The organism is Xanthomonas indica, assembly GCF_040529045.1.
Classification (GTDB): Bacteria; Pseudomonadota; Gammaproteobacteria; order Xanthomonadales; family Xanthomonadaceae; genus Xanthomonas_A; species Xanthomonas_A indica.
This window is the reverse complement of sequence record NZ_CP131914.1, coordinates 3,972,464-3,984,885: the sequence shown is the minus strand read 5'-3', so window position 1 is coordinate 3,984,885 and position 12,422 is coordinate 3,972,464. Positions and strand designations below refer to the sequence as shown.

Annotated in this window: 7 protein-coding genes; all 7 read right to left on the bottom strand. The window is 69.8% G+C overall.

Annotated elements, in window-relative coordinates; genetic code table 11:
- Positions 1-155: 155 nt before the first annotated feature.
- Positions 156-2,006, bottom strand: a complete 1,851-nt coding sequence (locus Q7W82_RS17235) for a beta-galactosidase family protein (protein WP_242161083.1) — start codon at positions 2,004-2,006, stop codon at positions 156-158.
- Positions 2,007-2,144: 138 nt separating this feature from the next.
- Positions 2,145-4,487 carry a GH92 family glycosyl hydrolase gene (locus Q7W82_RS17230; RefSeq protein ID WP_242161082.1) on the bottom strand — a complete coding sequence of 781 codons (2,343 nt, stop codon included), beginning with the start codon at positions 4,485-4,487 and terminating at the stop codon, positions 2,145-2,147.
- Positions 4,488-4,600: 113 nt separating this feature from the next.
- Positions 4,601-6,040 (bottom strand): glycoside hydrolase family 125 protein, encoded by a 1,440-nt coding sequence (locus Q7W82_RS17225; RefSeq protein ID WP_242161081.1) that lies wholly within the window; start codon positions 6,038-6,040, stop codon positions 4,601-4,603.
- Between the two features lie 170 nt (positions 6,041-6,210).
- On the bottom strand, positions 6,211-7,653 hold the full coding sequence (locus Q7W82_RS17220; RefSeq protein WP_242161080.1) for a 6-phospho-beta-glucosidase: 1,443 nt from the start codon (positions 7,651-7,653) through the stop codon (positions 6,211-6,213).
- On the bottom strand, positions 7,628-8,563 hold the full coding sequence (locus tag Q7W82_RS17215; RefSeq protein WP_242161079.1) for a carbohydrate kinase family protein: 936 nt from the start codon (positions 8,561-8,563) through the stop codon (positions 7,628-7,630). Before Q7W82_RS17215 ends, Q7W82_RS17220 begins: the two co-directional genes overlap by 26 nt.
- A complete protein-coding gene (locus Q7W82_RS17210; RefSeq protein WP_242161078.1) occupies positions 8,560-9,930 on the bottom strand; it encodes an APC family permease in 1,371 nt (456 codons plus the stop codon). Before Q7W82_RS17210 ends, Q7W82_RS17215 begins: the two co-directional genes overlap by 4 nt.
- Positions 9,927-11,846, bottom strand: a complete 1,920-nt coding sequence (locus Q7W82_RS17205) for a beta-galactosidase (RefSeq protein WP_242161077.1) — start codon at positions 11,844-11,846, stop codon at positions 9,927-9,929. Before Q7W82_RS17205 ends, Q7W82_RS17210 begins: the two co-directional genes overlap by 4 nt.
- Positions 11,847-12,422 lie beyond the last annotated feature (576 nt).

The window sequence follows — 12,422 nt, the reverse complement described above, 5'->3', positions numbered from 1 at the left end:
CAAGTGCATCCCCGCACAAGGCCGACGCTATCACTTGTTGACGGTCGTCACAAGTTGAAGGCCGCTCGGCGAAACCGCCGGCGGCCTTAATTTGTAGACAAGTTGTTTCTTCCCGCGCCATCCGGATTTACCGGACGGCACGCTCCGTGGATAGGTCAATTACTGGGCGTACTCCAAACCTGCCCCGTAACTCCCCGCACGCTCGCATCAGGCGCACTATCCAAATCAAACACAATCACACTGTTGTCCCCCTTCCGCTGCCAAGGCGCCGGAAAATACAACGCCCGCTGCGGCCCGATGTTCCAATGCCGGCCCAGGTTATGGCCATTGGCCCAGGCGAAGCCTTTGCCGAAGGCGCGCATGTCCAGGAACGTATCGGCAGGCGTGGCGATCTTCACCGTGCCGCGGTGGAAGGCGGGGCCGTCGATCTTGGCGGTGGTCCAGCCGGTGAGTTTGCTGGGATCGTCCATCGGCAGGGGGAAGGTCTGCCAGCCGGTGAGGGGTTTGCCGTCGAGCAGCACGGGGTCGACCAAGCCGGCGTGGCCGTCGGGGAGGTGGGCGCCATAGTTGATGCGGCCGGTGTTCTCCACCAGCACGTCGAGGGTGTGGGGGCCGGCGGGGATGTCCACGTCCACCGCGACTTGCTGCAGGCGGCGCTCGGCGCTGCCGGCCAGTGTGCGGTCGACGTAGACGCGGGCGTAGTCGCGTACCTCGCCCAGGTACAGGCTGCCCTTGCGCGGGCCGGTGACGGTGATGCGGTAGAGGATGTAGCCGTAGGCCTGGCCGTAGCGCTCCATCGGCTGCGGGGTGTCGGTGGTGGCGGCCGGGGCGGGCAGGTTGTCCCACAGCGACGCGGATTCGCGCAGCGGCGTGGCCGGCAGTTCGGCGAAGGGGATCGGCTTGGGCAGGGCCGGCGGCGTTGTGCCGGTGACGCGCTGGATGGCGTCGCGGAACAGGGTGAACTTGGGGGTGGGGCGGCCGGCTTCGTCGAGCACGGCGTCGTAGTCGTAGCTGGTGGTCTGCGGCGCGTAGTGGTCGCTGGGGTTCTTCTGGAAGTTGGCGCCATTCATGAAGCCGAAACTGGTGCCGCCGACGAACATGTAGAGGTTCGCGGAATGGCCCTGACGCAGGATCCATTCGAATTCGCTGGCCTGCTTGGTGGCATCGGTGGCCGCGTGCTTCTCGCCCCATTGGTCGAACCAGCCGGCCCAGTATTCGCCGACCATCTGCGGTTGCCCGGGGCGGAACTTGGCCAGGGTCTCGAAGGCGTTCTTGGCGTCGCCGGGGGCGAAGTTCACCACTGCCAGGGTGTCGGGCAGGGTGCCGTTGGCGAGTACGTCAGGGCCGTCGGCGGTGAACAGCAGCGCCTTGTCGAAGCCGGCTTTGACGAACATGTCGCGGTTGCGGCGCATGTAGGCATGGTCGTCGCCGTAGGAGCCGTATTCGTTCTCCACCTGCACGGCGACGATCGGGCCGCCGTTGCCGTTGAGTTGCGGTTTGACCTGGGCGGCCAGTGCGTCCAGGTAGGCCTGGCTGGCGGCGAGGAAGCGCGGGTCCTGGCTGCGTACGCGCATGCCGGGTTCGGCGAACAGCCACGCCGGATAGCCGCCGGCTTCCCACTCGGCGCACACGTAGGGGCCGGGGCGCAGGATCACGTTGAGGCCTTGTGCGGCGGCTTCGTCGACGAAGGCGGCGATGTCGTTGTTGCCGCTGAAGTCGAACTGGCCCTGGTGCGGTTCCACCAGGTTCCAGAACACGTAGGTCTCCACCGTGTTCAGGCCCATCGCGCGCGCTTTCTGCAGGCGGTCTTTCCAGTAGGCGCGGGGAATGCGCTGAAAGTGGATGGCGCCGGAAATGACCAGGTACGGCTTGCCGTCGCGGATGAAGTGATCGCCCTGGGTGGCGAAGGCGGGCCAGGCGGTGCCGCCTTCGGCCGCGCGCACGTGGGTGGCGGGCAGGGCGAACGCCAGGGCGAGGGCAAGGGCGGCGAGGGTCGTACGAGGCATGAGGGATCTCGGAAGAGGCGATGCGGGTGCAACGCAACAGACAACAGGAAGCGCGCGCCGCAATGCAACCGGTCGCACGCAGAAGGGCGGCGGTGGGGAATCACCCAATCCCGATTCCCCAATCCCTAATCCCGGCTCTCAAACGAACGACGGCGGCAGATCGTCCTTGCCCGCACCGAACGCGATGTTGGGCTTGGGCCCCATCTCCAGTTCCAGCGTGCCGCCGGCGGCGAGGTCTGCGTGGCGCAGCCAGCTGCGGGTGTACGGCTTGCCGTTCCAGCGGGCGCGTTGGATGTAGACGTTGGTCGCGCTGTTGCCGTGGGCGACGATGCGCAGGGTGCGGCCATTGCCCACGTCGAGTTCGGCGCGCTTGAACAGCGGGCTGCCCAGCACGTAGTTGGCGCTGACCGGGTCCACCGCATACAGGCCCAGTGCGCTGAGCACGAACCAGGCGCTCATCTGCCCGCAGTCCTCGTTGCCGGACAGGCCGTTGCGCGCGTCGTGGTACTGCTCGCGCAGCAGCCGCCGCACCATCGCCTGGGTCTTGTACGGCTGCCCGGCGTAGGCGTAGAGGTAGGCGACGTGGTGGCTGGGTTCGTTGCCGTGCGCGTACTGGCCGACCATGCCGTCGATGTCCGGCGGTGCGTCCGCCGGCAGTTCGGAGCTGGTGGTGAACAGTTCGTCGAGCTTGGCGACGAAGTGGTCGCGGCCGCCGAACAGGTCCATGTAGCCGTACAGGTCGTGCTGGTTGAGGAAGGTGGCCTGCCAGGCGTTGGACTCGGTGAAGTCGCGCCACTGCGCGCTGTGGCCCATCGCGCGCGGATCGAACGGGGTGGCCCACTGGCCGTCGCTCAGGCGCGGCTGCACGAAGGTGCTTTCGCGGTTGAACACGTTGCGGTACTGGCGCGAACGTTCGCGCAGGTGCTTGGCATCGTCCTCGGCGCCGACCGCCTGCGCCAGGTGCGCCACCGCCCAGTCGTCGTAGGCGAATTCCAGGGTGCGGCTGACCGATTCGTCGACCTTGTCGCAGGGGATGTAGCCCATCTTGCGGTACAGCCCCAGGCCGTGCACGTCGTCGTCCATCGCGCGCTTGCGCCACGCCGGATACGCGGCCTTCCAGTCGATGCCGGTGAAGCCCTTGGCGTGCGCTTCGGCCAGCACCACGGCAGAGTGGTAGCCGATCATGCAGTCGGTCTCCACGCCCTGCAGCGGCCAGATGGCGACGCCTTGCGGGGATTCGTGGGCGCCGCGCACCAGGCACTGCACCAGGTCGGGCACGCGCTCGGGCTGCACCAGGGTCAGCAAGGGATGCAGGGCGCGGTAGGTGTCCCACAGCGAGTAGGTGCTGTAGTTGTGGTAGCCGGCCGGCGCCTGGTGCACCTGCAGGTCCATGCCGCGGTAGCGGCCGTCGGTGTCGCTGAACAGGGTCGGCGCGATCAGGCTGTGGTACAGCGCGGTGTAGAAGATGCGGCGCTGCGCCTCGTCGTCGCTGTCGATGCGCACGCGCCCCAGTTCCTTTTCCCATTCGGCCACGGCGGCGGCATGCACGCGGGCGAAGTCGAAGTCGGGCAGTTCCGCGTCGAGGTTGGCCAGGGCGTTCTCGGCGCTGACCGCGGAAATGCCGACCTTGACCAACAGCGGCGCTTGCGCGGCATCGGGGTAGTGCAGGGCCAGTTTCAGGCGGTTGCCGTCGGCGCTGCGCGCGCTCGCGGCCAGCGGCTGGTCGTCGGCATACAACTGCGCGCTGGCGAACGGCCGCGACAGGCGCATGGCGAAGTAGAGGTAGCGGCCCTTGGCCCATTGGTAGACGCGGCGGCCGCCGGTGACGGTCTGCGCGTCGACCAGGCGCAGGCTGGCGTCCTCGACGCGGGTGGGGATGTCGGGCTTGTCCTGCATGCCGTGGCACAGGTCCAGCAGCAGGTGCGCCGGCTTGCCCTTGGGGAAGTGGTAGCGGTGCAGGCCGGCGCGCGCGGTGGCGGTGAGCTCGGCATGCACGCCGCTGTCCTTCAGGCGCACGCGGTAGTAGCCGGGCGAGGCCGCTTCGTCGGCGTGGTCGAAGCGCGAGCGGTAGCCGGCGTCGGGGTCGTCGAGCGGGCCCGGCTGCAGTTTCACCTCGCCCACGGCCGGCACCACCAGGAAATCGAGCATGTCGCCGACGCCGGTGCCGGACAGGTGGGTGTGCGAGAAGCCCATGATCGAGCCGTTGTCGGCGTGGTAGCCCGAGCAGGCGTCCCAGTCGGCGTTGGAGGTATCCGGGCTCAGTTGCACCATGCCGAACGGCAGCGTGGCGCCGGGGAAGGTGTGGCCGTGGCCGCCGGTGCCGATGAACACGTCGACGTTGCGGGTGAGCTCGGCCTTGGCGCGCGCGTCGGCCGGCAGCGCGTAGCTGCCGGCGCGTGCCTGCGCCAGGCGCGCGATGCCGCTGCTGCCGAACAGGGCCAGGGCGATGGCGCCCTGCAGGAAACCGCGTCGTGTGGCCATGGTGCTGTCCTCGGGGGTGTGCGGCGGTGCGGTGGGGGTTCGGTTTTTTGTAGGAGCGGCTTCAGCCGTGATGGGGCATGACCGAAAACGCCCGGTCGCGGCTGAAGCCGCTCCTACGACAACAGGTGCGGCTTGCGCTGATGCAAATCGATGATCAGTTCGCCGAACAAGGTGTTGGCCCAGGCGAACCAGGGGCGGGTGAAGGTGCTCGGGTTGTCCTTGTCGAAGGCTTCGTGCATGAAGCCGCTGTCGGCGTCGGTGGTCTTGAGCCACTGCAGGCACTGGCGGATCTGCGCGTCGTCGTCGCTGGCCAGCGCGTACTGCATCAGCGACATCGGCCAGATCGTGCCCAGGCCGCTGTGCGGGCTGCCCACGCCCTCGGCGGCGCGGCCGCGATAGAAGTACGGGTTGCGCTCGCTCCAGGCCAGTTGCCGCGTGCGCAGGAACACCGGATCGCGGCGATCGCAGCAGCCCAGGTAGGCCAGGCTCAGCAGGCCGGGCGCGTTGGCGTCGTCGATAAACAACTGGTTGCCGTAGCCGTCCACCTCATAGGCCCAGAACGGCTGGCCGTCGGCGTCGCGCATCTGCCCGAACTGACGGGTGGCGGTCTCGACCTGATCGGCCAGGGCGCGGCACTCGCCGGCGAAGGCGGCGTCGTGGTGCAGCGCCTCGCTCATCGTCGCCAGTTGCCGCAGCGAGGTCACCGCGAACAGGTTGGCGGGGACGAACAGCGGGTACAGGCAGGCATCGTCGGACGGGCGGAACATCGAATGGATCATGCCGTTGGGCCGGGTCGGCTGCCCGTAGCCGTCCAGCACCAGGGTTTCGGTGGCCAGCGGCGAGGGTCGCTGGAAACTGTACGGGCCGCGGCCGTGCAGGCGCTGCTGTTCGCGGAAGGTGCGCACCACCACGTGCATGGCGGCGCGCCAGTCGTCGTCGAACGGTGCGGCATCGCCGCTGGCGCGCCAGTACTCGTGCGCCAGGCGGATCGGATAGCACAGCGAATCCACTTCCCACTTGCGCTCGCCGACGCCGGGCTTCATCTCGGTGATGTCGGCCACCGACCACTTCAGGCGCTGGCTGGTGCCGTCGGGCAGGAACGCGTTGGCGTAGGGATCCAGGCGGATGCAGGCGGCCTGGCGCTGGATCAGCCCGTGGTACATGCGCCGCAGCGCCGGGTCGCGCTTGGCCAGCGGCACGTAGGGATGCACCTGCGCGGAGGAATCGCGCAGCCACATCGCCTCGATGTCGCCGGTGATGACGAAGGTGTCCGGCTTGCCGTTGCGGGTGCCGGTCTCGACGGTGGTGTCGAGGGTGTTGGGGTAGCAGTTCTCGAACAGCCAGGCCAGGCGCGGATCGCCGATGCCGGCCTTGACCGTGCGCAACTGGCGCTCGACCGCGGCGCTGACGAAGCGGCGCTTGCCCGGCGGCGGCCGCTTGCTGGGCAGGGCGGCGGAGGCCGATGCCGCGGCGGCGGCCGGCAGCGCTCCGCTCAGCAGTGCGGCGCCGGCGCTGGCGCCGAGGAAGTGGAGGATGTCGCGGCGGGTGGGCATGGCCTGGAACGCTCCGTGGAATCGACGAACGCTCCCCGCGCGCGGCCGGCACCGGGAGGCGCCGGCCGCGGCCGGGAGGGCAGGTTGATGGTACCTATAACGGACCAATTTGCGACGACCTTACAACGTGTGGCCGTCCGATGCATCCTGCGACCGCACACGCTGCCGGCTCAGTGGTGGTGGTGCGCGCCATGCCAGTGCATCGGTCCCGAGCACACGCACTCGCCGTCGTCGTCGCCGTTGCCGGCATGGCCGAACAGGGCCTCCAGCAGCCGCCGCGACGGGCTCCACTCGCCGATGGCCGGGTGGATCAGCATCGCCTTGCAGGCCTCCAGGTGGCTGCCGCTGAGCGCGGCGTCGATGGCGGCGTGCTCGTAGGCCTTGACCGTGCGCACCAGGCCCTGGATCGCCTCGGGCATGGGCCGCGCCGGCAGCGGGGTGATGCGGTCGCGCTCGATGGTCGAGGAGATCTCGACGATGTCGTCGTCGGCCAGCTCCGGCATGCGGCCCTGGTTGCGCACGTTGACCACGTGCCGCCCCGGCAGCGCGCCGGTCAGCGCGCTCATCACGTCCACGGCGATGCGGTGGTAGCCGGTGCTGGCGCGGAACGGGTCCGGCTGCGGCGCGAGGTCGTCGGCGAAGGCCGAGCCGGCCTCGGCCTCCAGCCGCATGTACGAGCCGGAGCGCTGCTGCAGGTAGGCGGCGTAGGTCTGCACCGCGCCGCTGCCGTCGCCGGCGTTGAGGCGGCTGCGCAGGTCGGCGATCAGGGTGTGGTTGAGCCGTTCGATCTCGCTGCCGCGGCTGGCGCCGCTGGCGCGCTGGTTCTCCAGGGCGCGACTACGCTCGTAGTAGAAGTACAGGTATTCGGTGGGGATCAGCCGCAGCGTGCGCAGCATGTCGAAGTCGAACAGCGGCGCCAGGTACAGCTGGCGCAGGATCGCATCGTCGGCCAGGATGCGGTCGAGCACGTCCTCGCCGCGCACGCGCACCGCGCGGATCCAGCCCAGGTGGTTGAGGCCGACGTATTCGCAGTCCACGTCCGCGGGCGGCTCGCCGAGCGCGCGGGCGATGTTGTGGAACAGCTCCACCGGCGTGTCGCAGATGCCGACCACGCGCGCGCGGGTGTGGCGGCTGATGGCCTGGGTGATCAGCCCGGCCGGGTTGGTGAAGCTGACCAGCCAGGCCTCGGGGCTGAGCCGCTCCACCATCCGCGCCTGCTCGATCGCCACCGGCACCGTGCGCAGCGCCTTGGCGACGCCGCCGGGGCCGGTGGTCTCCTGCCCGGCGTAGCCGTGGCGGATGATGGTGTGCTCGTCGGTGGCGCGCTGATGGATGCCGCCGATGCGGATGCTGTTGAGCACGAAGTGCGCGCCGTCGATCGCCGCTTCCGCCGAACTGGCCGCGTTGACCTGCAGCTCGCCGCCGAACTCGGCGACCACCGCGCGGCCCAGCGCGACCATCAACGCCAGCCGATCCTGGTCCGGATCGTAGAGCACGATCTCGCGCGCGCCGAGCGCTTCGGCGGCATCGTTGACGCCGTACACCACCAGCGGCGCGCGCACGCCGCCACCGCCGATCAGGGCGAGTTTACGGTTGGGAGAGGAACTGCTCATGGAGACTCCTGAGACGTGGGGGATCGGGAAGGCCGTCGAGCGCGCCGAGCGCGGTGCAGCAGGCGGCGCCGCACAGGCAGCCGCGCTGCGCGCAGGCATCGAGGGAGGCGTGGTCCAGCAGCGCGTCGATGAAGCCGGCATCGAAGGCGTCGCCGGCGCCGGTGGTGTCCTGCACGGCGACCGTGGGCGCGGCGACCCGCCGCGCGCCGGTGGCATCCACCACGCAGGCGCCGGCGCCACCGAGCTTGATCGTCACCTGCGCCAGGCCCAGCGCCTGCGCCCAGGCGGCGCAGGACGCGGCGTCGTCGCCGGCGCAGCCGGCCAGGGCCGCTTCCTTCTGGTTGGGCAGGAAATGATCGACCGCGCGGCAGGTGGCGTGGTTGTCCGGATCGGCCAGCCAGGCCGGGTTGAAGCCCACGTCCAGCGAGGTGCTGCAACCGGCAACGCGCAACGCCGGCAGCAGCGTGCGCGCCAGCGTCGCCGGCAGCGGCAGGGCGAAGTGCACATGGCGCGCGGCGCACATGGCCTCCAGCGCGGCCGCGCTGCGCAGCAGCGGCTCCAGCGCGGCATTGGCGCCGGGGTAGGTGAAGAACGAGCGGTCGTCGTGCAGCGACACGCTGGCGGTGACGCCGGTACCGGCGGGATGATCGACCAGGCCCTCGGTGCCGACGCCGAACACGCCCAGGCGCTGCGCGAACCAGGCGCGGTCGCCGGCGCCGATCGCGCCGATCAGCGTGACCTTGCGCCCGAGCCGGGCCAGCCCGCAGGCGGTGTTGACGGTGCCGCCGCCGAGGTCGCGGTGGTAGTGCCGCGCCATCGCTTCCTCGCCCGGCCCGGGCCAGGCGGTGAAGCCGCTGAAGATGTGGTCGAGGTAGACCTCGCCGACCACCGCGACGTCATGGGTTTTCATTGCTGGAAGGGCCATGCTGCCTCGCGTTTGGCCTGGATGAGATAGAGCGCGGTGCCTGCGCACAGCGCCAGCACCGCCGCCAGCAGCCGCGGCAGCGGGCTGGTGGCCAGCAGCGCCAGCCAGCCGCCGACGCTGATCAGCAGCGGCCACGGATACAGCGGCATGGCGAAGCGGGCGCGGCGCCGCGGCTGCCGCCGCAGCAGCACCACCGCCAGGCATTGCGCCAGGAACTGGAACAGGATCTGGATGATCATCAGCGTGGCGATCAGGTCGTCCAGCGACAGCGGGCAGGCCAGCGCCGAGGTGATGCCGACGAACAGCAGCGACACGGTAGGGAAGCGGCCGCGCGGGTGCAGCCGTGCGAACACGCCGAAGAACTGGCCGGACGCCGCGGCCGCATACGGCACCCGCGAATAGCCCAGCAGCACCACCAGCGCCGAGCCCCAACTGGCGAGCACGATCAGCGCCACCGCGACGGTGCTGCCCACCGGGCCATAGATGGCCTGCATGAAGTCGGCGATCACCGCCTTTGACTGCGCGGCCTGCTGCCACGGCAGCACGCCGAGCAGGGTCACGTTCAAGCCCAGGTACAGCACCGCCACGATCGGGATCGACCACAGCACCGCACGCGGAATCGTGCGGCGCGGCTTGCGGATCTCGCCGCCGAGCATGCACACGTTGTTGTAGCCGCCGTAGTCGTACACCGCGATCAGCGCCACCGCACCGAAGCCCAGCCAGAAGCCGTGCGGCGAGGCCGGCCGCGCCTGCAGGAACTCGCGCGCCAGCGCCATGTCGAAATGCAGCGCGCCGCTGAGCACGATCCACACGCAGGCGGCGATCACCACCGCGCTGACCAGCAACGACAGCAGCTGCACCGAGCGCACCTGCCGGTACAGCAGCGCGGTGTTGAACAGGCACAGCGCCATGGCGATGCCGGTGAGCGCGGTGTGGCTCAGCCCCGGCATCAGGTAGGCCAGGTACTGCGCGCAGCCGACCGCCGCCGCCGCCACCGACAGCGGTGCGGTCAGCAGCGTCTGCCACAGGTACAGGAAGCCGAACAGGCGCCCGGCGCGGTCGCGGCCGTAGGCCTCGCGCAGGTAGTGGTAGGGCCCGCCTGAGCGCGGGATCGCCGAGCCCAGTTCGGCCCACACCAGGCCATCGCACAGGCACAGCAGCGCGCCGACCACCCAACCCAGCAACACCGCCGGCCCGGCCAGCGCCGACAGCGCCAGCGGGATCGTGATGAACGGGCCGATCCCGATCATGTTGAGCAGGTTGGCCGACAGCGCGCTCCAGAACCCGAGCGTGCGTGGTGGCGCGCCCTGGTCCTCGGCGGAGGACGCGACGGGGGCGGCGAGCGACGTCATGTGCATGCGCGATCCTGCGGGGAGGGAAGGGGAGCGAAGGCTTGCGTGGCAGGCGCGGGTACCAGGCCGTCGGCGCAGCGCACCAGGCCCGGCTGCAGGCGATGCAGATCGAGGATCAGCACCTGGTTGGCGCCGGCGCGCAGCCAGACGCCGGGGCAATAGAGGCACTGCTGCGGGCCGATGTCCCAATAGCGCCCGAGCAGGCGCCCGTTGACCCACAGATAGCCCTTGCGCCAGTCGCGCATGTCCAGGTGCACGTCGCCGGGCTGGTCCAGGGTGAACGCGGTGGCGAAGAACAGGCCCGGGCGTTGCGGGGGCGCCTGCAGCGGGCGCAGCGACGGCGTCGGGTCCGCGTCTAGCGCCATCCCGCGCACCTCCCAACCGTGCATGTCCTGCCCATCGAGCCGCACCGGACCGAGCAGCCCCTTGCGATCGCCCAACGCCGGGCCGAAGTTGATGTGGCCGAAGCTGTCGACCAGCACCTCCAGATCGCGCGTGTCCCGCTCGGCATCCGGCAAGCGCAGTTGCAGCGCGCTGTGCAGGCGCGGATGCCGCATCCGCGACACGTGGTCCAGTTCGCGGCCGTCCAGATGCACCACCGCGTAGTCGTGGACCTGCCCCAGATGCAGCGCCTGGCCCGCGCCGATCCGCCGCCGATACAGCACCAGGCCCTGGTCCTGGCCGAGCAGGCGTTGGTTGTCGATGGGGGTGTCGGTCTGCAGCGCGGGGCCGAGGTTGTCCCACAGCGCGGCCACGGGATTGGCCTGCACCGCATCGAAGTGTGCGCGGCGCGGTGCGGCGGGCACCGGTAGCGCGGGCGTGTCCGCCTGCGCGGCGATGATCTTGCGCAGCGCGAAGTACGCCGGCGTCGCACGGCCGGCCTCGTCGATCGGCGCGCCGTAGTCGTAGCTGGTCAGCGCCGGCTGGAACTGCGAGCCGTCGTCCTCGGCATTGGCGCCGGCGCTGAGGCCGAAGTTGGTGCCGCCGTGCACCACGTACAGATTGAACGAATAGCCGGCGGCGGCGATGCGGCGCAGCAGCGGCGCGTAGTCGCGGCGCGCGAACCGCGGCTCGCCCCAGTGCGTGAGCCAGCCCGGGTAGCCCTCGGACACCCACACCGGCGCCTGCCCGGCGAAGGCCGTGGCCGCCTGCAGATCGCGCAGATCGGGACCATCGAGCCCCAGCGCGGCGCCGGGCAGCATCGCCTGGCGCCGACGCAGATCCTTGAGTCCTTCGGCCAGCGAGAACGGCCCGTCGACCCCATGCGCCCGCCACAGCGCGGCCAGCGCCTGCAGATAGCCGACGTCGCTGCCGTGCATCGAGTACTCGTTCTCGATCTGCACCATCAGCACCGGCCCGCCGGCACTGGCCATCAACGGCGCGATGCGCGGCGCGATCGCCCCGATGTAGCGTTTCACCGCCGCCATGTAGCGCGCATCGTGGCGATCGCGCAGGCGGATGTTCGCCTCGCGCAGCAGATACGGCGGCAACCCGCCCAGCGTCCATTCCGCGCACACGTACGGCCCTGGGCGCAGATATACCCACAGCCCCTCCTGCTGGCACAGCCGGATGAACCCGACGAAATCGCGCTCGCCGCTGTCCAGGTCGAACTGCCCGGGCGCCGTTTCCAGCGCGTTCCACATCAGGTACAGCGCGATGGTATTCAGCCCCATCGCCTTGGCCATGCGGATGCGATGCAGCCAATCCGCCTTCGCGATCCGCAGCGGATGCAGCTCCCCGCTGCGGATCTGCCACGGCTGCCCGTCCAGCGTGAAGCGACCCTGTGCGAAACCGAACGCGTGCGGCCGTCCATCCGGCAACGGCGCTGATGCCGGCACCGCCGCGCGCAGCATCGGCATCGCCGCCAATCCTAACGGCGCGAGCAACCCGAACCGGCAGAAGGCGCGGCGTTTCATTGCGCGCTCCAGCAGGACCGTTGCAGTTGTAGTTGCAGTTGCCGTGGTTGTTTCTGTTGCTTTTCAGCTTTTGCCTTTCCCGGGTCCCCTCCGCAGCGGCGGAGCTGGCGGGTAAAACCCCCCGCAGGGGGGCGGCGCACAAGGATGTGCGCCGTTTTCGGCCGGGGCAGGGCTCGCCGGGAAAAGGCGAAGCACTGCTTCGCCCCGGCGGGCGGGCTGGCGCCGTGAGGCGACTGCCCCGGACTTGGCTGCGAAGCAGACAAGCCCCGTCCGAAAATCCCGTCAGCGGAGCGGACCCGCGTAGCGGGCGCTGCGGCGGGGTGTGCTTGATCAGCCATTCGGCTGCTGTAAAGCGGCTTCTTTTGGTTACTTTTCTTTGCACAAGCAAAGAAAAGTAACTCGCCGCCAGGCGAAAGCTGTTGCTTTTGATGGCTAACCCAGGCGACACCGGTAAAGCCCGTCGGGACTGAAGTCCCTCCTACAAAAAGCGTGGTGCAGTCGAAGTCGGTAAGGCCTGTCGCGGCTGAAGCCGCTCCTACAACAGCCGGAGTGCGCCTCACCCGAGCGGACCACCGA